The 21,268-nt window shown below is 60.0% G+C and carries 21 protein-coding genes; 7 read left to right on the top strand and 14 right to left on the bottom strand.

What is annotated here, in order from left to right; genetic code table 11:
- Positions 1 to 12: 12 nt before the first annotated feature.
- The 7 genes from HNQ72_RS05185 to HNQ72_RS05155 form a co-directional block, all read right to left on the bottom strand.
- A complete protein-coding gene (locus tag HNQ72_RS05185) occupies positions 13 to 1,140 on the bottom strand; it encodes an ABC transporter permease (protein ID WP_183990146.1) in 1,128 nt (375 codons plus the stop codon).
- A complete protein-coding gene (locus HNQ72_RS05180) occupies positions 1,140 to 2,039 on the bottom strand; it encodes an ABC transporter permease (protein WP_183990144.1) in 900 nt (299 codons plus the stop codon). The genes HNQ72_RS05185 and HNQ72_RS05180 overlap by 1 nt, the downstream gene beginning before the upstream one ends.
- A complete protein-coding gene (locus HNQ72_RS05175; RefSeq protein ID WP_183990143.1) occupies positions 2,039 to 2,374 on the bottom strand; it encodes a hypothetical protein in 336 nt (111 codons plus the stop codon). Before HNQ72_RS05175 ends, HNQ72_RS05180 begins: the two co-directional genes overlap by 1 nt.
- 3 nt (positions 2,375 to 2,377) lie before the next feature.
- Positions 2,378 to 3,169 (bottom strand): ABC transporter ATP-binding protein, encoded by a 792-nt coding sequence (locus HNQ72_RS05170; RefSeq protein ID WP_183990141.1) that lies wholly within the window; start codon positions 3,167 to 3,169, stop codon positions 2,378 to 2,380.
- A 7-nt stretch (positions 3,170 to 3,176) separates the two neighbouring features.
- The gene (gene hydA / locus HNQ72_RS05165; RefSeq protein ID WP_183990139.1) at positions 3,177 to 4,631 is read right to left on the bottom strand and encodes a dihydropyrimidinase; all 1,455 of its coding nucleotides are present in this window, start codon (positions 4,629 to 4,631) and stop codon (positions 3,177 to 3,179) included.
- Positions 4,632 to 4,743: 112 nt separating this feature from the next.
- Positions 4,744 to 5,220 carry a GNAT family N-acetyltransferase gene (locus tag HNQ72_RS05160; protein ID WP_244654295.1) on the bottom strand — a complete coding sequence of 159 codons (477 nt, stop codon included), beginning with the start codon at positions 5,218 to 5,220 and terminating at the stop codon, positions 4,744 to 4,746.
- A complete protein-coding gene (locus HNQ72_RS05155) occupies positions 5,217 to 6,470 on the bottom strand; it encodes a Zn-dependent hydrolase (protein ID WP_183990137.1) in 1,254 nt (417 codons plus the stop codon). The genes HNQ72_RS05160 and HNQ72_RS05155 overlap by 4 nt, the downstream gene beginning before the upstream one ends.
- Before the next feature lie 249 nt (positions 6,471 to 6,719).
- Here HNQ72_RS05155 and HNQ72_RS05150 point away from each other — a divergent pair, with 249 nt between their 5' ends.
- On the top strand, positions 6,720 to 7,358 hold the full coding sequence (locus HNQ72_RS05150) for a TetR family transcriptional regulator C-terminal domain-containing protein (protein WP_183990135.1): 639 nt from the start codon (positions 6,720 to 6,722) through the stop codon (positions 7,356 to 7,358).
- Between the two features lie 79 nt (positions 7,359 to 7,437).
- Here the strand turns inward: HNQ72_RS05150 and HNQ72_RS05145 are convergent, their stop codons facing one another.
- Positions 7,438 to 8,472 (bottom strand): glutamine synthetase beta-grasp domain-containing protein, encoded by a 1,035-nt coding sequence (locus tag HNQ72_RS05145; protein WP_148145780.1) that lies wholly within the window; start codon positions 8,470 to 8,472, stop codon positions 7,438 to 7,440.
- Between the two features lie 417 nt (positions 8,473 to 8,889).
- Here HNQ72_RS05145 and HNQ72_RS05140 point away from each other — a divergent pair, with 417 nt between their 5' ends.
- A complete protein-coding gene (locus tag HNQ72_RS05140) occupies positions 8,890 to 9,081 on the top strand; it encodes a DUF2735 domain-containing protein (RefSeq protein WP_183990133.1) in 192 nt (63 codons plus the stop codon).
- A 46-nt stretch (positions 9,082 to 9,127) separates the two neighbouring features.
- Here HNQ72_RS05140 and HNQ72_RS05135 read toward each other — a convergent pair whose 3' ends face one another.
- Positions 9,128 to 10,165 carry a YeiH family protein gene (locus HNQ72_RS05135; protein WP_183990131.1) on the bottom strand — a complete coding sequence of 346 codons (1,038 nt, stop codon included), beginning with the start codon at positions 10,163 to 10,165 and terminating at the stop codon, positions 9,128 to 9,130.
- 114 nt (positions 10,166 to 10,279) lie between these two features.
- On the opposite strand from HNQ72_RS05135, the gene HNQ72_RS05130 reads away from it, so the two are divergent.
- Positions 10,280 to 11,200 (top strand): LysR family transcriptional regulator, encoded by a 921-nt coding sequence (locus HNQ72_RS05130; RefSeq protein WP_183990129.1) that lies wholly within the window; start codon positions 10,280 to 10,282, stop codon positions 11,198 to 11,200.
- A gap of 66 nt (positions 11,201 to 11,266) precedes the next feature.
- Here the strand turns inward: HNQ72_RS05130 and HNQ72_RS05125 are convergent, their stop codons facing one another.
- From HNQ72_RS05125 to HNQ72_RS05115, 3 genes are all read right to left on the bottom strand, one after another.
- Entirely contained in the window at positions 11,267 to 11,884 is a 618-nt protein-coding gene (locus HNQ72_RS05125) for an acetate uptake transporter (RefSeq protein ID WP_183990127.1), read from the bottom strand.
- Positions 11,885 to 12,145: 261 nt separating this feature from the next.
- Positions 12,146 to 14,053, bottom strand: coding sequence for a methyl-accepting chemotaxis protein (locus HNQ72_RS05120; protein ID WP_183990125.1), 1,908 nt, complete (start codon positions 14,051 to 14,053; stop codon positions 12,146 to 12,148).
- Between the two features lie 389 nt (positions 14,054 to 14,442).
- On the bottom strand, positions 14,443 to 14,847 hold the full coding sequence (locus HNQ72_RS05115; protein WP_183990123.1) for a rhodanese-like domain-containing protein: 405 nt from the start codon (positions 14,845 to 14,847) through the stop codon (positions 14,443 to 14,445).
- 82 nt (positions 14,848 to 14,929) lie between these two features.
- Between HNQ72_RS05115 and ftrA the strand changes: the two genes are divergently transcribed.
- The gene (gene ftrA, locus HNQ72_RS05110) at positions 14,930 to 15,931 is read left to right on the top strand and encodes a transcriptional regulator FtrA (protein ID WP_183990121.1); all 1,002 of its coding nucleotides are present in this window, start codon (positions 14,930 to 14,932) and stop codon (positions 15,929 to 15,931) included.
- Between the two features lie 42 nt (positions 15,932 to 15,973).
- On the opposite strand, the gene preA is transcribed toward ftrA, so the two are convergent.
- Together preA and HNQ72_RS05100 are read right to left on the bottom strand one after the other, a co-directional pair.
- On the bottom strand, positions 15,974 to 17,287 hold the full coding sequence (gene preA, locus HNQ72_RS05105) for an NAD-dependent dihydropyrimidine dehydrogenase subunit PreA (protein ID WP_183990119.1): 1,314 nt from the start codon (positions 17,285 to 17,287) through the stop codon (positions 15,974 to 15,976).
- A gap of 15 nt (positions 17,288 to 17,302) precedes the next feature.
- Positions 17,303 to 18,664, bottom strand: coding sequence for an NAD(P)-dependent oxidoreductase (locus tag HNQ72_RS05100; RefSeq protein WP_183990118.1), 1,362 nt, complete (start codon positions 18,662 to 18,664; stop codon positions 17,303 to 17,305).
- A 223-nt stretch (positions 18,665 to 18,887) separates the two neighbouring features.
- Between HNQ72_RS05100 and HNQ72_RS05095 the strand changes: the two genes are divergently transcribed.
- The 3 genes from HNQ72_RS05095 (at position 18,888) to HNQ72_RS05085 (ending at position 21,153) form a co-directional block, all read left to right on the top strand.
- Positions 18,888 to 19,883 carry an MDR family oxidoreductase gene (locus HNQ72_RS05095; protein WP_183821225.1) on the top strand — a complete coding sequence of 332 codons (996 nt, stop codon included), beginning with the start codon at positions 18,888 to 18,890 and terminating at the stop codon, positions 19,881 to 19,883.
- A gap of 361 nt (positions 19,884 to 20,244) precedes the next feature.
- Entirely contained in the window at positions 20,245 to 20,670 is a 426-nt protein-coding gene (locus HNQ72_RS05090; RefSeq protein ID WP_183990116.1) for a hypothetical protein, read from the top strand.
- 159 nt (positions 20,671 to 20,829) lie between these two features.
- Positions 20,830 to 21,153 carry a FliM/FliN family flagellar motor switch protein gene (locus tag HNQ72_RS05085; RefSeq protein WP_183990114.1) on the top strand — a complete coding sequence of 108 codons (324 nt, stop codon included), beginning with the start codon at positions 20,830 to 20,832 and terminating at the stop codon, positions 21,151 to 21,153.
- The last annotated feature ends 115 nt before the right edge of the window (positions 21,154 to 21,268 follow it).

Below are 21,268 nucleotides of genomic sequence, written 5' to 3'. Positions count from 1 at the left end.
GGTTCGTTGCGCCTAACCCCCACGGTTAGACGGATGCCAGAATGTCAGTGCCCGCTCTCCCAGCGTGACCACACCATAAAAGATCGATCCGACAAACGCTGCAACCGTGATCTCGGCCCAGACCATGTCGACATTCATGCGACCGATTTCGGTCGAGATGCGGAATCCCATGCCGACGATCGGCGTGCCGAAGAACTCCGCGACGATCGCGCCGATCAACGCCAGCGTCGAATTGATCTTCAGCGCGTTGAAGATGAAAGGCATGGCGGCGGGAAGCCGGAGCTTCGTTAGCGTCTGCCAGTAGTCCGACGCGTAGGATCGCATCAGGTCGCGTTCCATCGAGCCTGCTGCGCTAAGGCCCGCAATCGTATTCACCAGCATGGGGAAGAAGGTCATGACGATGACGACTGCGGCCTTGGACTGCCAGTCGAAGCCGAACCACATGACCATGATCGGCGCGACGCCGATGATCGGCAGGGCGGACATGAGATTGGCGATCGGCAACAGGCCGCGCCGGAAAAAGGCGATGCGGTCGGCAAGGATTGCGACGGCAAAGCCGGATGCGCAGCCGACGACATAACCGAAGATAACGGCCTTGAAGACGGTCTGCTGCATATCTGCCCAGAGTGTCGGGATGGACGAGGCCAGCCGGGCGCCGATGGCGGATGGCGGCGGCAGGATGATGAAGGGGATGCCGAAGCCGCGGGTGACCGCCTCCCAGAGGATGAGAATCCAGGCGCCGAAGATTGCCGGGATGACGAGGCGCAGGAGGCTGTCTATCGCCCTGGAGCGAATCCGGAGTTCGGAAAGGATGCTGACGCAGCGCCAGGCCAGCAGCCAGTTGGCCGCGAGGATGAAGAAAAAAGCCGTAGAGGCCATTCCTTCGTTTCCGGCAAGGCGTGAGATCAGCAGACCAGTGGAGAAATGAGCGCAGACGAGGAGGGTCACTGCGACGAAGACCGGCGGCAGGGGCAGGAGCGAAATGACGGTTGCGCCGATCGTCAGGACGAAGATGGAGAACATCCGGATCGGCTTGTAGGCGATCGGTGCTTCGGCTGAGAGGAGGGGCAAGGTCGCCAGTGCCGCAAGGACAAGGGCGAGTGCCAGCCAGGATTGCCAGGAGCGTTTCAGGATCGTCATTACCCGAGGCTCCTCTCCGGTTTCGCACCCATGGCCCGTTCGACGAGCTTGCCGACCAAGGCCACGATGGCGACCAGAAGGGCGGCAAGCACCGAACCGGCGATCAGTGCTGCCCAGATATCGATCGTCTGGCTGTAATAGGCGCCGGCAAGAAGTTTCGAGCCGATGCCGGCCACAGCGCCGGTCGGCAGTTCGCCGACGATGGCGCCGACAAGGCTGGCGGCGATCGCCACCTTCATCGAGGTAAACAGGAATGGGACAGAGGCCGGCACACGCAGCTTCCAGAAGGTCTGTGCGACACTGGCATTATAGGTGCGCATCAGGTCCAGCTGGATGAGTTCGGGCGAGCGCAGACCCTTCACCATCCCGACCGCGACGGGGAAGAAGGAGAGATAGGTCGAGATCAGCGCCTTGGGCAGAAGCCCGGTAATGTTGACCGCACCGAGAACGACGATGACCATCGGGGCAATGGCGAGGATAGGCACCATTTGCGAGGCGATGATCCACGGCATCAGGCTGCGATCCAGCGCCTTCACATGGACGATGCCGACGGCAATCAGGATGCCAAGAAGTGTGCCCAGCGTAAAGCCGACCGCGGTGGACGAAAGTGTGACCCAGGCATGGTAGACAAGGCTGCGGTTGGAGGTGACCTTTCGCAAAAAGGTGTTTTCGAAGACGTTCGAGGCGACCTGATGCGGAGCCGGCAAGGTCGGCTTCGGTTGCGACATGGTCTTTTCGAGGAATTCGATCGCTGTCGAGGTGACGTTGGCGCGGCGGTCCAGATCGCGCTGGAAGGGCGCGTTCATGAAATAGGCGCCGACATACCAGATGGCGATGATGACAAGCACGATCACCGCCACGGGCATGATCCGGTGCTGGATGAGTTTTTCCCGTCCCATCAGCTTTTCGCTCCGACAGGAAACAGCATCAGCACCATGGCGACGACACCGAGGCCGACGCCGGCAAGCTGGGCGGCGGTAAGACGTTCGCCGAAAATGGCGAAGGCGATGACGTTGATCAGCAACAGTTGCGCAATCGCCGATACCGAGATCGCCAGCCCCAGCCCGCCTTCGCGCATCAGCTTCACCATCATCAGGTTGCCGACACAGTAGAGCGCCAGCGAAAGGAGGAGCAGCGCCATGTTGCTGGAGGCGATATAGGCCCGCGATGCGGTGGCCGCCGCGAGAAAGGTTGCCATGGCGCCCGTGAGCCAGAGGAGGAAGGCGGGGGTCATATCTTACTCCTCATAGCTATGCCCCGCTCTCAGCCCTTCACGCACTCGATGGGCAATCGCCAGGAACTCCGGTGTCTCGCGGATCTCCAGCGGGCGGTCCTTTGGCAGTGTCGAGGTGATCACATCCGTCACCCGGCCGGGGCGGGGGGACATGACGACGATCTTGGTCGATAGGTAGACGGCTTCGGGGATCGAGTGGGTGACGAAACAGATGGTCTTTTCCGTGCGCGCCCAGAGTTTCAGAAGCTGTTCGTTCAGGTGATCGCGGACGATTTCGTCGAGTGCGCCGAAGGGTTCGTCCATCAGGAGGAGATCGGCATCGAAGGCGAGCGCGCGGGCGATCGAGGCGCGTTGCTGCATGCCGCCGGAGAGCTGCCAGGGGTATTTCTTGCCGAAGCCCGCAAGGTTGACGAGGTCGAGCGTGCGTTCGATGCGTTCCTTCCGTTCCGCGGTCGAGTAGTTCATGATCTCCAGCGGCAGCGCGATATTCTTTTCGATCGTGCGCCAGGGATAAAGCGCCGGTGCCTGGAAGACATAGCCGTAGGAACGCGACTTGCGGGCACCTTCCGGCGTCATGCCATTGACGGTGATTTCGCCCGAAGTGGCACTTTCGAGATCGGCGATGACGCGCAGAAACGTGGTCTTGCCGCAGCCGGAGGGGCCGATGAAGGAGACGAAATCGCCTCTCTTCACCTCCAGATCAACATCGGACAGAGCATGGACCGGCCCGTCATTCGTCTCGAAAGTCAGGCCCAGTTTTCTGGCGGAAACGACGGAGAAATTGTTCTCTGCCATGTGACGCTCACACTCCGCTTGCCGGGATCCCCGTTCGTTCGACCTTGCGCGGTGCGGTCAGTTCCTTCCAGGTGGAGAGCGCCTTGCTGACCGCAGGATAGGGCTCGCGGGCGACGAACTGGCCGTGGCCTTCGCGGCTCTTTACCATGCCGTCATCGACCACGACGACACCGCGCGACAGGGTGTAGCGCGGCAGGCCGGTGACTTGCTTGCCTTCGAAGACGTTATAGTCGATCGCCGATTGCTGGGTTTTGGCCGAGATCGTTTTCGACTTCTTAGGGTCGAGCACGACAAGATCGGCATCGGCGCCGACAAGGATCGCGCCTTTTCTCGGATAGAGATTGAGGATTTTGGCAATATTGGTGGAGGTGACGGCGACGAATTCGTTCATGGTGATGCGGCCGGTGGCGACGCCGTAGGTCCAGAGCATCGGGAGACGGTCTTCCAGGCCGCCGGTGCCGTTCGGGATCTTTCTGAAATCGCCGAGGCCATAACGCTTCTGGTCGGTGGTGAAGGCGCAGTGGTCTGTCGCGACGCATTGCAGCGAACCCGACGCGAGGCCGGCCCAGAGACTGTCCTGATGCTGCTTGTTGCGGAAGGGGGGCGACATGACGCGGCGGGCGGAATGATCCCAGTCCTTGTCGAAATATTCGCTTTCATCGAGCGTCAGGTGCTGGATCAGAGGCTCGCCATAAACCCGCATGCCGTTCTGGCGCGCCCGGCGGATCGCTTCATGCGCCTGTTCGCAGGACGTGTGGACGACATAGAGCGGCACGCCCGCCATGTCGGCGATGATGATGGCACGGTTGGTCGCTTCGCCCTCGACAGAAGCGGGGCGCGAATAAGCGTGGGCTTCGGGGCCGTTATTGCCCTCATCCATCAGCTTCTGCTGCATGGCGGCGACGACATCGCCGTTTTCGGCATGGACGAGCGGCAGCGCGCCAAGCTCGGCGCAACGCGAGAACGAGGCAAACATCTCGTCGTCATTGACCATCAGCGAGCCCTTGTAGGCCATGAAATGCTTGAAAGTGTTGATGCCCTTTTCCTGCACGACGGTCTTCATTTCGTTGAAGACCTGCTCGCTCCACCAGGTGACGGCCATGTGGAAGGAATAGTCGCAATGGGCGCGGGTCGCCTTGTTGTCCCAGCGTTTCAGGGCATCGAGCATGGACTGGCCGGGATCGGGAAGACAGAAGTCGACCACCATGGTTGTGCCACCGGCAAGCGCTGCGCGGGTGCCGCTATCGAAATCATCGGCTGAATAGGTACCCATGAAGGGCATTTCGAGGTGAACATGCGGGTCGATGCCGCCCGGCATGACATAGCAGCCGGTGGCGTCGAGCGTTTCGTCCCCCGCGAGGTCCGGGCCGATCTCGACGATCTTGCCGCCTTCGACTTTGATGTCCGCCTTGTAGGTCAGGTCGGCGGTAACGATGGTTCCGTTCTTGATTACTGTGGCCATGGTTGTTCCCCTTATCGTGTGCCGCAGTCAATCTCCCGAGATGTATGATCTCAGGGACTGAACATCTCGGGTGGTGATCGTTTTATTTTCGGTTTCGATGCGAGGAAGGCGCTCATTCGGCAGCCTCCCGCTGTTTGAGATCCTTCATCATGAACAGGCTGTGCGGATTTTCCTCGTAGTCCGCAAACGGGCCGCAGGTTCGGTAACCGAGCGCTTCGTATAGCCGAACGGCCTCGACATTCAGCGGGCCTGTTTCAAGATAAAGCCGGGTGACATTGCGCGCGGTTGCCTGGGCCTCCAGTTCGGCCATGATCTTTCGGCCGATGCCGTGGCCTCGTGCTTCGTCATGGACGAAGATGCGCTTCAGTTCGGCGCTGCCGTCCGCGAACCATTTGATGCCGCCACAGCCGACCGCCTTGCCGTCCAGTCTTGCAACAAGGAAGGCAATGTCGGGCTGGGACAGGGCATCGAGATCGACGGCGAAATTGCCCTCGGGCGGGTAAAGCGAAGCCATATAATCGTCGGAAAGCCCGATCAGGGCTACGACGTCAGGCTGTTTCGGCTGCTCTATGGCAATCGTGACGGTCACTCGATGATCTCCGCCGTCTCCACCACTGCATGGAAGAGCACGTCGCAGCCGGCGGAGGCCCAGTCCTTCGAGATTTCCTCGGCCTCGTTATGCGACAGTCCGTCGACGCAGGGGCAGAAGATCATCGTGGTCGGGGCAAGCTTTGCGGCCCAGCAGGCGTCGTGGCCGGCGCCGGAGATAATGTCCATGTGGCTGTAGCCGAGTTTTTCAGCGGCACCGCGAACACGGCCGACCAGTGTCGGATCAAAAGTGACCGGATCGAAATGGCCGACAGCTTCGACCGAGCAGCCGACGCCGAGGGCTTCGCAGACTTCCGTCGCTGCAGCCTCGATCTTTGCGCGCATGCGGTCGAGCTTTTCCTGGCTCGGCGTGCGCAGGTCGACGGTGAAGACGACCTTGCCGGGGAGGACATTGCGGGAGTTCGGGGTGAAGAAGGCCTGGCCGACGCCGGCGACGGCACCCGGCTGTTCGGCCATGGCGATTTCCTGCACCTTCTCCATGATGCGGCCGAAGGCGAGGCCGGCATTGACGCGCATCGCCATCGGTGTGGAGCCGGTATGGGCTTCCTTGCCGGTGAGGGTAAATTCCAGCCACCAGAGACCCTGACAGTGGGTGACCACGCCGATCTGCTTGTCTTCTGCTTCGAGGATCGGGCCCTGTTCGATATGATACTCGAAATAAGCGTGCATCTTTCTGGCGCCGACTTCCTCATCGCCCAGCCAGCCGATGCGCTTCAGTTCATCACCATAGGTCTTGCCTTCGGGGTCCTTGCGACCATAGGCATAATCGATCGTATGGACGCCGGCGAAAACGCCTGAGGCGAGCATGGCGGGGGCAAAACGCGCGCCTTCCTCGTTTGCCCAGTTGGTGACGACGATCGGATGTTTCGTCTTTATGCCGAGGTCGTTCATCGAGCGGATCACCTCAAGGCCTGCCAAAACGCCGAGCACGCCGTCGAACTTTCCGCCGGTCGGCTGGGTGTCGAGATGGGAGCCGATATAGACGGGCAGGGCGTCGGGATCCGAGCCGGGGCGAGTTGCGAACATGGTGCCCATCTTGTCGACGCCGACCGTCATGCCGGCCGCTTCACACCAGCGCTTGAAAAGGTGGCGGCCTTCGCCATCGGCATCCGTCAAGGTCTGGCGATTGTTGCCGCCGGCAATGCCGGGACCGATCTTCGCCATATCCATCAACATGTCCCAGAGACGGTCGCCGTTGACGCGCAAGTTCTCGCCCGGTGCTGCCACCATTTCAAAATTCCTTATCTGTTTATGCTCTGCCGACCGGCAGCAAATCTGTTCGTTCCCATGGGCCTCGTCCGGCCTTGAAGCCGGAAGATCGGCATTGCGTTTGAGCCGCTTGTCGCCGATAATTTAACCGCTTGGTAAAAGCTTACAATTTCCCCAGCAGCACTCAAGCTGAAAATCGTCTCACTTCAGATGTTTTGAATGATTTGGCGATGGGGAGCCACGATGGCAGCCAAGGGGGCACAATACTGAATGGCCATTTCCAGAGCGGCGAAGACGCAGCGGCGCACGCGCATCCAGGAAGAAAAGGAAGAGCTGATCCTCGAGGCGGCTCTCGACGTGTTTTCGCAGAATGGTTTTCGCGGCTCGACGATCGACCAGATCGCCGAGGCTGCAGGCATGTCCAAACCCAATCTGCTCTATTACTTCCGTACCAAGGAAGCGATCCACAGGCAGCTGATCGACCGGGTTCTGACCACATGGCTGGAGCCGCTCAGAGTGTTTGACGCCGATGGTGACCCGGAAAGCGAAATCCGATCCTATATTCGCCGCAAGCTGGAGATGGCGCGTGACTTTCCACGCGAAAGCCGCCTGTTCGCCAACGAAATCCTGCAGGGCGCGCCGCGGATCGAGGATGAGCTGAAAGGGCCGTTGAAAGCGCTGGTGGACGAAAAGGCCGGTGTCATCCGCACCTGGTCGCGTGCCGGCAAGATCGCCAGATGCGACCCCTATCACCTGATCTTCTCGATCTGGTCGACGACGCAGCATTATGCCGACTTCGATGTGCAGGTAAGGGCGGTGCTGGGCCAGGCGCATTCCGGCGAGGGGCGTTTCGAGGATGCTGCGAGGTTTCTGGAGCAGTTGTTCATGGATGGGTTGCGGGTGCGGTAGTCTGCCATCTCCCTCGCCACCAAAAACGAAAACGCCGGCTTGAAGCCGGCGTTTCCGTTTATCCTTGGGAGGACTTTTATCAGGCAGCAGCCGACTTTGCGGTCGGGACTTCCGAGATCGTCTTCAGAACCTGGGAAGCGATCTGGTAAGGGCAGCCCTGGGAGTTCGGACGACGGTCTTCGAGGTAACCCTTGTAGCCGTTGTTGACGAAGGAATGCGGAACGCGGATCGAAGCGCCACGGTCAGCAACGCCGTAGGAGAACTTGTTCCACGGAGCGGTTTCGTGCTTGCCGGTCAGACGCAGGTGGTTGTCCGGGCCGTAAACGTCGATGTGGTCCTGCAGGTTGGTTTCGAACTGCGCCATGAGGGCTTCGAAATATTCCTTTCCGCCAACTTCGCGCATGTACTTGGTCGAGAAGTTGCAGTGCATGCCCGAGCCGTTCCAGTCGGTGTCGCCGAGCGGCTTGCAATGGAACTCGACGTCGATGCCGTACTGTTCGCAAAGGCGGAGCAGGAGGTAACGAGCCATCCAGATCTGGTCGGCGGCGCGCTTGGAGCCCTTGCCGAAAATCTGGAATTCCCACTGGCCCTTGGCCACTTCGGCGTTGATGCCTTCGTGGTTGATGCCAGCTTCGAGGCACAGGTCGAGGTGCTCTTCAACGATTTCGCGAGCAACCGAGCCGACGTTCTTGTAGCCGACGCCGGTGTAGTACGGGCCCTGCGGAGCCGGGTAACCCTGTTCCGGAAAGCCGAGCGGGCGGCCGTCCTGGTAGAAGAAGTATTCCTGCTCGAAGCCGAACCATGCATCTTCGTCGTCGAGGATGGTTGCGCGGCTGTTGGACGAATGCGGGGTGACGCCGTCCGGCATCATGACTTCGCACATGACCAGAGCACCGTTGGTGCGGGCCGGATCCGGGTAGATCGCGACAGGCTTCAGGACGCAATCCGAGGAGCGGCCTTCGGCCTGCATCGTCGAGGAACCGTCAAAGCCCCAAAGCGGAAGCTGCTCGAGCGTCGGGAAAGAATCGAATTCCTTGATCTGCGTCTTGCCGCGCAGGTTCGGGACGGGAGTGTAGCCGTCCAGCCAGATGTACTCGAGCTTATACTTGGTCATGTTTTGTCTCTCAGGCCGTAGTGTTCATCGTTGAGCCAATCCGAGGATGCCTTTCATAAAGGCCGGCGTCCCGGGCTTGTACAAATGAATGCATGCTGCGTGCCAGTTTGCATTCGGGTGAGCCTGTGGCGATGAAAAAAATGTCACTGCCGCTCAAATGGGCCGTTTTCGACAAGCTGCCTCGTTTGGATTTGCTTAATAAACAAGCCGAATTCGAAGATAGACCCGCCCACCCGGAACTCAGGAGGGTGCGTCGACGTTTATTCGGGTTAACGGCATGCGGCGTTGTGCAAAGTTATTTGACTACAATCTCCGCTGGCGGAAATCATCGGAATGATGTAAAATGCAGCAATTGGATTAAATAATAGGCAGAATATGTGCCTGTCCAATGTGATGCAGTCGTTCAGGAGGCGATAGATGGCAAGCATCCATCGTGAAACAGCAAAAATTTATGAGTTTCCCCTAATGCAGCGGAGACGTCTCGATAACGGGCTGACGGCGCCGGCTTCTTCCAAGGAGGTGATTTTCTCCGTGGTAGATACTTGCTGGTATCACGGCGAGGCCATTCGTGAGGATGAGCACGCGCACGACACGCCAAAACCCTGCTGACCCTAATCTTCAAAGTGTTCGAAGCCACCCGCTCGCGGGTGGCTGATCAGAAGCCGAAGAGCTTCAGTGCGGCATAGCCAAAGGCTGCGATGAAAATCCAGCCAAATGCGCCAAGCGCCAGTGGTCGCCATCCCTCAGCACGCAGTTTGCCGATATTTGCCTGCAGTCCCATTGCGGCAAGCGCCATGGACAGCAGGAAGTTGGTCAGCATCACGATGTGGCGGCTCATATCGACCGGGATGGAAACTGCACTGTTCACCAGCATCATCGCAATAAAGCCCAGGACGAACCACGGCATGGGTGTCGAGACGCGCTGGCCTTCGCCCGTGTCGGAGCCTGCGTCCGAACGCATTGCCAGCGCCAGCGTCATGATCAGCGGCGCGAGCAGGACGACGCGTGCCAGCTTGGAAATCGTGCCGAACTGGCCGGCCACATCACCTGCCTGAAACGATGCCGCGACGACTTGCGCGACTTCGTGGATGGTCGCGCCCGACCACAGGCCATAGGCGCGTTCGTCCAGACCGAGCGGTGCGGCCAGCAGCGGGTAGGCGATCATCGAGATTGACCCGAAAAGGGTGACGCAGGCGACGGCATAAGCGACATGTTCCTGCCTGCCGCGCACGACGGTATTGGCGGCGATGACGGCCGATGCGCCACAGACCGAGGTTCCGGCTGCAATCAGATCCGTCAGTTGACGGTCTACGCCCATCAGCCTGCCGGCCAGGCGCATGGCAAGGAAGGTTGTCACCAGCGTCAGTGTCACCATGATGAGGGCTGAGCCGCCGAGCGACACGATCTGGGCTATCGTGACCTGCAGGCCAAGCAGAATGATGCCTGCTCTCAGGATGCGTTTCAGCGAAAACTGGATGCCGGTTTCGACGATCTGCGGCAGGGCGATTGTATTGCGGATAAGCATGCCGAGGATAATGGAGAGAATGAGCGGACTCAGTGCCATCCAGCCGGTGGCGGACCTGATCGTCAGCGCTACCGCAGCGATCGCTGCCGTCAGCGCCAGGCCGGGCAAAAACGGCTTCAGTCCGGATAGCGATGAGTAAGGACGTTCTGCCCAATCGGAAAACGACATTGATAAAATTCCACAAAATCACGAGATTATCGAATGCCATTCTCCATTTCGCAAAAGAACAAATCCAACTCATAAGTTTTGTGGTATCGTTCGATAAAATCGAATGGTTTACCGATGACGCTGGAACAGTTGAAGATATTTCTCGAGGTTGCGCGGCTGGAACATGTGACGCGTGCAGCGGAAGCGCTCCACCTCACGCAGTCGGCCGTTAGTGCTGCGATCTCGGCGCTGGAAGCCCGTCACGGGGTTATCCTGTTCGACCGGGTAGGGCGGCGTATTGCATTGACGGAAGCGGGCCGGCTTTTCGTTGATGAGGCGCGGGCGGTAATGGAAAGGGCGAGGGCGGCTGAGTTGGCACTCGCTGATCTCGGTGGCTCGGCTTCCGGCGTTCTTCGTGTCCATGCGAGCCAGACGGTGGCGAGCTATTGGCTTCCCTCCCGGCTGGTTGCCTATCATGAGCGTTTTCCGCGCGTCGACCTGCGGCTGATCGTCGGCAATACGCAGAGTGCCGTTGAGGCGGTAGTGACTGGTGAGGCGGATCTTGCCGTGGTCGAGGGGGAGGTCGTGGTTCCTGACCTGCAGCGCTCGACCGTGGCGGAGGATCGACTTGTGCTCGTCGTCGGCCGTCGCCATGGCTGGGCGGACGGGCGCAAACTTGTGGCGAGTGATCTTCTGGAAACCAACTGGATCATGCGCGAGGCGGGATCGGGAACGAGGGCCGCCTTCGAGAGCCAGCTTTCGAGCCTCGGTCTCGATCCGCAGGCGCTTTCCGTCGTGCTCGAAATGCCGTCAAACGAGGCGGCGATGGCGGCGGTGGAGGCGGGGCTTTCTGCGACCGTGCTCTCCAGTCGCGCAACGCAGTTTCACTCGATGGCCGGGCGGCTGCATGTGGTGGATTTTCCCATGCCGCTGCGGCGATTTTCAGCCGCCTATCATTCCGAGCGCCATGTGACGCGCGCTCTGCGTTCGATGCTGGATCTTCTCGATGAGGATTTTGGAGGCGAGGGACTGGCAGGCGTCGCCGGTACCGGATGATAAAAAATGGCCCCGTCCTTAAAAAAGACGAGGCCATGCAATGTCGGTGGTCTCGGTGGATCTTGCTCAGATCATCGGCTTGCCGACCGGCAGCACGTCACGGCCGAAGGCGTCCTTGTAGATCTGGTGCGCCATGACATAGAGCGCCAGGGCGCCGCAGACCATCAGTTCGTAACCGGCGATGACGTTGAATACATGCGGTCCGAAATGGCCGATGACAAGTAGCACAAAGCCGATGAACAGGGTTATGAAGACCAGACCGAGGCCGGTGCTGGCGCGCATCGCGCCGGGGGTCATGATGGCGGTATAGATTGCCCAGATGACGAGGAACCAGCCGAGATCGGTTTCGCTGACTGCGAAGAGGCCCATCGCATTGCCGATCTGGATCAGGCAAAGGGCGATCCAGAAGCAGCCATAGGCAGTGAAAGCGCTATAGCCGAAATTGTTGCCGATCTTGCCTTCGTGCAGGCCGGCGATCAGCTGGGCGAGGCCACCGAAGATCAGGCCCATCCAGATGACCGGTCCGAGCGAGGCCCAGCCGACATTGTGGAACTGCAGGACGATAGTGGTCATGCCGAAACCGGCGAGGCCGACAACGGCGGGGTTGCCGTGGCCGCCATGGGAGGCCGCGTGTTCGGTTGGTGTTGCGATGCTGGTGGAGGACGGAGGGACGTTCGCGTTCATACTTGATCCATGGTTGGGGTGGCTGTGTTCAACATGCTGCAACCCTCCTCATGTGTGCAGCGCGCATTAGGGTGCGCTGACTAGCGCGGCATTTGCCGGGTGAGAGTGATCTCGATCAAGTGCGGCGGTTGGTCTCATCTCTGAGTTGCGTTTTGCCAATGTTCGGTCGAGGTTACGCCTGGGCGATGGCTTGGGGGGGCTCGCTCCAACGAAAAAAAGCCCGGCAATGCCGGGCTTTCTTGGTTCTGGTATCTGCTGCGATCAGGCCGCGTAGCGCATGCCGCGAGCAGGGGCGGCTTCGGCGCCGCCGAGCTTGAAGCTCGACAGAATCTGCTGCAGCTGGCGGCTTTCCTCTGCGAGCGTTTCGCTGGCTGCGGTGGTCTCTTCGACCATGGCAGCGTTCTTCTGGGTCATCTGGTCCATGTGGTTGACCGAGGAATTGATCTCGGCCAGCGCCGTTGCCTGTTCGCGGGCGGCGGTGGCGATCGATTCCACGTGCTCGTTGACCTTGTTGACGAGGCCTTCGATCTCGAGCAGGGCGTCGCCTGTCGAGCGGACGAGCGATACGCCGCCTTCGACTTCGGCTGCAGACGCGCTGATCAGTGTCTTGATCTCCTTGGCGGCGTTTGCGGAGCGCTGTGCCAGTTCACGGACTTCCTGGGCGACGACAGCAAAGCCACGGCCGGCTTCACCGGCACGGGCAGCTTCGACGCCGGCGTTGAGCGCAAGCAGGTTGGTCTGGAAGGCGATCTCGTCGATCACGCCGATGATCTGGCTGATCTTGCTGGAGCTATCTTCGATACGGCCCATGGCGGTGACGGCCGAGCGGACGATGTCGCCGGACTTCGTGGCGCTCTGCTTGGTGGCGTGAACCATGTCGCGGGCTTCGGTTGCACGCGAGGAGGCAGCGCGGACGGTTGCCGTGATCTCGTCGAGAGCGGCTGCGGTCTCTTCAAGCGCGGCTGCCTGCTGTTCCGTACGCTTCGACAGATCGTTGGCGGCGGAGGACAGCTCGGCGGAGTTGTTGTTGATCGTGCCGGCTGCGCCGCGGACATTGTTCATCGTGCCACGCAGGCGCACCATCGTGTTGTTGACGTTGGTCTGCAGTTCGGCGAACGCGCCCTGGAACTGGCCGTTCATGCTCTGCGTCAGGTCGGCATCGGCGAGTGCCGCGATAACACGGCGGACTTCGGTGGTTGCGGCGTCGACGCTTCCGACCAGCTCATTGACGCCCGAGGCGAAGCGGTTGAGGTCTTCGTTCTGGTAGTCCTTGGAGATGCGGCCTGAGAAATCGCCGGCGACGGCGGAGGCAACGACGGTGGAAATGCTCGACTGCAGGTCGCTGCTGTTGCGATGCAGGGCGGCTTCCTGGGCCTTGAGTTCGTTCATGGCGAGCGCATTGGTGCGGAAGACTTCGACCGCGCGGGCCATCTCGCCGATCTCGTCCTTGCGGGCGGCATCGATCTTGAGGTTGTCGAGTTCGCCGTTGGCGAGGCGGGTCATGGCCTGGGTCAGCGAACGGATCGGGCTGACGATGCCGCGGGTCGCAACCATCAGGCTGATTGCAGCGCCGATGATGATGAAGATAACAGCGGAGGCCGCCGAGATCAGAATGGCAGTGGTCGAGGAAGCGACGGCGGCTTCACGAGCGCCAGCCAGCGACTTGCCGGAATAGGTGCTGTAGACCTTAACCGTATCGGTGACGACCTTCTGGCCATCAAGCGCGGTCTTCAAGGCCGAGGAGATCGCTGCCGTGTCGGCCGGATTTTTCTCGGCCGTGTCGACCATGATGCGGATCATACCGAAATAGCTGTCGAGTGCGCCGCGGATCGCCTTGAGCTGATCCTTTTCGGAAGTATCGGCCGTGGATTCGATCTTCGGCAGGCGGGCGAGCATTTCGGAAGAGCGCTTGTCCGTTTCGGCGCGGAAATCCTTCGCCTTGTCCGGCGCCGCGGCCAACTGGTAGGTCATGCGGCTGATGGCGATGATATCGACGCGAAGGTCCATCGCCTCGCGGGCGACTTCCTCGCGGGCGCCCACAGAAATCATTGCCTTCTGCAGGCCGATAAGACCGGAAGCCGCAATGCCCGCAATAATCAGGGAAGAAAGGCCCATCACGACGGTGACTAGACCGAGTTTCTTCGAAATAGCCATATCTCGAAATGCCATAATGCACACCACTTAGTTTGCCCAACACATCAGCTCGCTGCCGTCTTACGAGACGTGTCAGGATGCCGCGCTAAAATATTGTCAGGGTTGAACTAATTGTGAGTTAAAATACTCTGGTGCTGCATTATTTGCTTCCATGGCCAACCACGCTGTTGTGGTTACTCGTGAGCAAAACATCGAATTTTGGGCAATTGCTCGTAAAAGATGTGACTAAAATTCATTGTTTGCCCGACACTTCATCTTCTGCGGGTGCGACGGACTGGATGATTTGTTGCAGTGCAGCATAAGGTTGATTTTTTTATTGAGTGCGCCGGGATTCTGCTCGGTCTTCCTGCTTTTTGTCAAAAACCGGCTGCGGGCACTGCAACTCCGCAGCCGTTCCTTCCTCGTCAGGCCGCTGTAGCGGCATCGTAGGCGAAGCCTTCATCGGCCCAACCGGTCATGCCGCCGATCATCACCTTGACGGAAAGACCAAGGCGGGAGAGGCGCAGCGCAGCCTTGTCGGCGCCGTTGCAATGAGGTCCGGCGCAATAGACGACAAACAACGTATCCGCCGGCCATTGCGACATTTTATGTGCGGTCATCTTGCCGTGGGGCAGGTTGAGTGCGCCGGGGACATGAGCCTGTGCAAAGAGCGCAGGAGAACGCACATCGAGCAGGACGAAATCGACCATGCCCGAGGCAAAGGAGGCATGCACGTCCCAACAGTCCGCTTCGAAGGCGAGCTTACGAGCAAAATGTTCGGCGGCATCCTGTGAGGTGGCGGCTGGAAAATTCGAGACAGGGCTTGGCACGAGGCGATCCTTTCCTAGTGTTGCTGGAGGCTTTGTTGCGGGTGATCATGCCTGATGATAGGGATGGTCGAAATTGGCCAACATGACTTGCAGCGTAAATATCATGCCAAAGATCGCTACTCACCGAACAAAAGGTCCGCATGTCGTCACCCTTGTCTATGACGGGCTCTGCACCTTCGAATTCGGCATCGCCTATGAGGTTTTCGGTCTGGCACGACCGGAAATGGGGGAGGGCTGGTATCGGTTCTCAGTCGCCGGCGTGGAGCAGGGGCCGCTGCGGGCCGCTGGCGGCTTGACCGTTTCCGTCGACGCCGGGCTGGAGGTTCTGGCGGAGGCCGACCTCATCATCGTTCCGGGCTGGCGCGGGATCGGCGGGCCGGTGCCGGCTCCGTTGATCGAGGCGATGCAGGCAGCATACCAGCGTGGCGCACGGGTCATGTCGCTCTGTTCGGGTGTTGCGGTTCTGGCTGCTGCTGGTCTGCTATCCGGACGGCGGGCGACAACGCATTGGCGTTATGTGGAGGCCATTGCCGAGGCTTATCCGGATGCCGCCTTCGATGCGGATGTACTCTATATGGATGAGGGCAATACGCTGACGGCTGCGGGAAGTGCTGCCGGTATCGATCTCTGCCTGCATGTGGTGCGTGGCGATTTCGGCGCCGAGGCGGCCAATAGCGTTGCCCGGAGGCTCGTCGTTCCGCCGCATCGCGAAGGAGGACAAGCGCAGTTCATCGCCTCGCCGGTGCCGCAGGAGAGAGAAGGTCTCAGGCTTGGGCCGTTGATCGATTGGATGCGCGAGCGGCTTTTCGAAGAGCAGCCGATCCGCATGCTGGCGGAGCGGGCCGGTATGAGCATGCGCACGTTCCAGCGCCGTTTCGAGGCGGCGACCGGCGACAGCGTGGGAGAGTGGCTGGTGAAAGAGCGCGTCAGGCTGGCGCGCGAGTTACTCGAAAAACGGGTTTCATCCTCGCTGGACGATATCGCAATCGCCTGCGGTTTCGGCACACAGGCAACCTTGCGTCATCATTTCCGCAAGCGACTGGGCACAAGCCCGGCGGCTTACAGGAAGACATTCGGGCAATAGAAGGTCGGCCGAATTTAGGGCGGCCGACTTTCTTCTCCAATCCTATTCCGCTGCCTGTCGCGCCATCGGGTTGTTGGGGTGGCTTGTCCAGTTGGCGTAGTTGGGATCGACCGGGCGGCCGGTGCGTTTGTCGAGGGTGCCGGCGGGGAGGGCTTCCATGGTGATGCAGTTTTCCACCGGACAGACGTTGACGCAAAGATTGCAGCCGACGCAATCCTCTTCCTTCACCTCGAAATGCCGCTTTCCGTCGACCATTGCGGTGATCGCCTGGTGGGACGTATCCTCGCAGGCGATGTGACAGCGGCCGCATTTGATGCAGGCGTCCTGATCGATATGGGCCTTGGCGATGTAGTTGAGGTTGAGATACTGCCAGTCGGTGACATTCTGCACCGCGCGGCCGGTGATGTCGTCCAGGGTTTGATGGCCCTTCGTGTCCATCCAGTTGGACAGGCCGGTGATCATTTCCTCGACGATCTTGAAGCCGTAGGTCATGGCGGCGGTGCAGACCTGCACGTTGCCGGCACCGAGTGCCAGGAATTCGGCTGCATCACGCCATGTCGTCACCCCGCCGATGCCGGAAATGGGCAGGCCATAGGTTTCCGGATCTCGAGCGATCTCGGCCACCATGTTGAGCGCGATCGGCTTGACCGCCGGACCGCAATAGCCGCCATGCGATCCCTTGCCGTTGATCGACGGGTTGGGCGAGAAGCTGTCGAGATCGACGGAGACGATCGAGGAGATGGTGTTGATCAGCGATACGGCATCGGTGCCGCCGCGTTTGGCGGCGCGGGCTGGGTGCCGGATGTCGGTGATGTTGGGCGTCAGCTTGGTGATGACCGGCATGCGGGTATATTGCTTGCACCAGCGTACCACCATTTCGATATATTCCGGCACCTGACCGACGGCGGAGCCCATGCCGCGTTCGGACATGCCGTGCGGACAGCCGAAGTTCAGTTCGATGCCGTCGACTTCCGTCTCTTCCACCAGCGGCAGGATCGCCTTCCAGGCCTCTTCCTCGCAAGGGACCATGATCGAGGCGACGATTGCCCTATCCGGCCAGTTCTTCTTCACCTGCTTCATCTCGATGAGATTGGTGTAGAGGTCGCGGTCGGTGATCAGTTCGATATTGTTCAGGCCGAGAAGCCTGCGGTCGGCGCCCCAGATCGCGCCGTAGCGCGGGCCGTTGACGTTGACGACCGGAGGCCCCTGTTCGCCCAGCGTCTTCCAGACGACGCCGCCCCAGCCGGCCTTGAAGGCGCGCTCGACATTGTAGGCCTTGTCGGTCGGCGGTGCCGAGGCGAGCCAGAACGGGTTGGGGGATTTGATGCCGATGAAATTGTTGCGGATATCAGCCATGGTTCAACTCTCCCCTCAGGCCACTGCACTGGCCGGTTGAGAACCGGCGGCAAGCATGCTGTTGATGCTTTCGGCGGCGTCGCGCCCTTGAGCGACGGCCGAGACGGTGAGGTCTTCGCCGTGGCCGATACAGTCGCCGCCGGCCCAGACGTTTTCAATCGATGTGCGGCCCTGAACGTCAACGACAATCTTGCCTTTCTCGAACTGCAGGGCGCCGAGGCCGGTGGCTGAGAAGGTCTGGCCGATGGCCTTGAAGATCTGGTCGGCGGCGATGATGCCGGTCTCGCCGGTGCCGGCAAGCTTGCCGTCAGCCATCGCGGTATATTCTACCTCGATGCCGGCGACCTTTCCGTCCTTGCCGATGATCGATTTCGGCGCCAGCCAGTGGCGGATGATGACGCCTTTCGAGGCCGCGAGATCCTGTTCGTATTCCGAGGCGTTCATGTTTTCCTTGCCGCGGCGATAACAGATCGTCACTTCCTCCGCGCCAAGCAGCTTTGCCTGGATCGCTGCATCGATGGCGGTCATGCCGCCACCGAGCACGACGACACGGCGTCCGACCGGGATCGTTGCCTTGTCTTCAGCCTGACGAAGCGCTGCAATGAAATCGACCGCATCTTCCACACCGGACAGGTCTTCACCCTCAATGCCGAGGCCGTTGACGCCGGACAGGCCCATGCCGAGGAAGACGGCATCATATTCCGTGCTGAGGTCGGACAGCGAGTAATCGCGGCCGAGAGCCCTGCCGTGTTCGATGGTGATGCCGCCGATGGCGGTGACATAATCGACTTCGCGCTGGGCGAAATCATCGACCGCCTTGTAGGTGGCAATGCCGTATTCGTTGAGGCCGCCGGACTTTTCACGAGCTTCGAGAATTATCACCTCGTGGCCGTTGACCGCCAGACGATGTGCCGCGGCAAGGCCTGCGGGACCTGCGCCGACCACCGCGATCTTCTTGCCGCTCGGGGCCTTGCGCTCGAAGAACTGCCGTCCTGTCTCCATGGCGATGTCGGTTGCGTAACGTTGCAGCCTGCCGATCTCGACCGGACGGTCCTCGGCCGTGTTGCGGACGCAAACGTCCTCGCACAGCGTTTCGGTGGGACAGACGCGGGCACACATGCCGCCGAGAATATTCTGGGCGAAGATGGTCTGTGCAGATCCGAGCGGGTTGCCAGTCGATATCTGCCGGATGAAAAGCGGGATATCGATGGCGGTGGGACAGGCCGTCATGCACGGCGCGTCGTAACAGAAGTAACAGCGGTCTGCTGCCACCAGCGCCTCATGCTTGTCGAGGCGTGGGTGAAGGTCGGAAAAATTCGATACGTATTCGTTGGTCGAGAGCCTGCCGGCCTCGATCCCGCTTCCCAGTCGCTCCATCCGAGTTCCCTCATTATATGGTTATGGACAACTATTGGGCAGATCGTAACACGGCTCAAAATTTTATCAAACGGTAAAATTTTTGCCGGCAAGCTTGCCGATGATGCACCATGCGGCGGATCGCGGGGGTGTCCGGTTCCGACGATCGTGACCTGTATCAATAGCCGGAACCCGCGGCGGCCCTAAATACCATTCCGTAGATCAAAGCAATTGGAGTGACGAAATGGTTGAAACGTTCAGAGCGATGGTCATCGACACTGTCGACGGCAAGCCGGCCGCGGGCTTTCGGGAGGTTTCCCTCAAAGACTTGCCCGACAACGATGTCCTCGTCGAGATCGCCTACTCGACGCTGAACTACAAGGACGGGCTGGCAATCACCGGCAAAGGCCGTATTGCCCGCCGCACGCCGCTGATCGCCGGTATCGATATTTCCGGCACGGTCGTCGAGTCACGGTCGGCAGAATGGAAGCCGGGCGACAAGGTGATCGTGAACGGTTGGGGCCTTTCGGAAACCGAACCGGGCGCATATGGGCGCTATCAGCGGGTGAAGGCCGAATGGCTGATCCCGCTACCGGATGCATTTTCCCTGCAGCAGGCGATGGCGATCGGCACCGCGGGCTACACGTCGGCGCTTTGCGTCGATGCGCTTGAAAAATGGGGCGCGATCAAGCCGGGTGAGGGCGAGGTGCTGGTGACCGGTGCTGCCGGTGGCGTCGGATCGGTGGCGATCGCGCTGCTTTCCGCCCGCGGCTACAAGGTCACCGCCTCGACGGGTCGGCCCGAAACCCATCCTTATCTTGAATCGCTCGGTGCGACGAATTTCATCGATCGCGCCGAGTTGCAGCAGAAGGGCGGACCACTGCAGAAGGAACGCTGGACTGGCGGCGTCGACAGCGTCGGCTCGACGACGCTTGCCAATGCGCTGGCGCAGACCGCGCGGGGCGGGGCGATCGCCGCCTGTGGTCTGGCGGGCGGTGCGGATCTTCCGGGGACCGTTCTGCCGCATATCCTGCGCAGCGTTGCCCTGATCGGGGTGGACTCGGTCATGGCGCCGAAGGAGCAGCGTCTTTCGGCATGGAGCAGGCTGGCGCGTGACCTCGACAAGACCAAGCTCGACGCCATCACGACTGTCGAGCCGATGTCGAAACTGCCGGAACTTGCGCAGGCCATCATCGACGGCCAGATCAGAGGCCGTGTCGTCATCGACGTCACCGCCTGAGGGGGCTCGGCGTCTCTGTCTTTGCGGTCCTTCGCTGGACTGTGAGGCTATGATTCAAGGGTAATCGGCCGCCTGCCATGCGGGCGGCCTTGCCGCGGGAGCGCAAGTCATAAGGCTTGCGGTTGCCCGCATCGGGACAGGTGTCTCTGCCTCCCGTTTTCCGTCAAGCCACCGGCTTGTCGACAGTTTCCAGCCCTCCGATAAGCATTTTCACTATTCACGACGGCCTCCCATCGCGGGCGGACTTACTCTTTTGCGAATGTGCCAAGTATCTGAAATACCCCTTAAATCTGATAATTGAACGTGTTTTCCCAGTTCGGTACGGTGTTAAGATTGTTTTAACCATTTCCGGGTCGCCATAATGTTGGAGAACAGCAAGCCTCGCCATTATCTTGCGCAGTTCTATGGGGCGAACGACAATCCGCACGTCCGATATCGCAGGACTAACATTGTCGCGCGTGCCGTTTATCCGAATGGCGGAGTGAAGTCCTTTTCCAGCCTGCAGGTCCGGATTGTCGGGATATGCGAGACCGGTGCTCTCATTCAGACCGGGGCGGTGGAGTTTCTGCCAGACCACTTCTATCTCTGTCTTGGCGAGAACGAGGTCATCTTCACCTGTGCCAAGCGGAACGTAATGAAAGATAAGATGGTCCTCGTGTTTTCGCAGGCTGAAGACACATTTTTTATCAATTCCCTGGCCAAGGGCGGACTACCTTTGACGACGCTGAAGCGGATGCGCGCTTCCACAGTTGTACGGACACGTACGATGCGCAGCGGGCATTCGTAATCGGTTTCGTGACCACCTGTCGTGTTTGCGTCTTTATGATCCGTCAACTGTGGAAGTTAACGACTCGTTAAGGACGGCTGCCTGTCCGGGGCGAATGCGGGTGTCGCAGCGTTTATTTTTGAGTGAGTCGCGCCCCGCACATTTCAGAAGGTGACCATTATGATTGACGACATTGCCGCCAAGCCGTCTCCGGTATTTCCAGAATTTCCGATGTCGGAGGAAAGCTCCGTGCAGCCAGTTCCTTCTCGCGCCCGTCTTGGCGAAATTCCCGTTGAAGTTCAGGTTGTCATCGGTAGGGCGAAGGTTTCTGTCGCTCAATTGGCAGCAGCCAAGCAGGGATCATGGTTCAGGCTCGACAAACGCTTTGGTGAGCCTGTCGAGATTCAGGTGAACGGAAAGACGATCGGCCATGGCGAAATCGTGTCCGACGACCGCGACAATTTTGTCGGTATCCGCATGACGTCGGTCGAGAACCGCCTCTAAGAGACGTTGAAGGGGCGATCTGCGGCTGCTTCCAATGCCGTTCAGATGGCCGAATAAATATGAGTATGATCCTCACGTTTAATCTTTACTCTGATAGTCAACTTATCTAAGGTGC

The sequence above is a fragment of the Aliirhizobium wenxiniae genome (assembly GCF_014201355.1).
GTDB lineage: Bacteria > Pseudomonadota > Alphaproteobacteria > Rhizobiales > Rhizobiaceae > Neorhizobium > Neorhizobium wenxiniae.
This window is presented reverse-complemented; position numbering and strand designations above follow the sequence as displayed.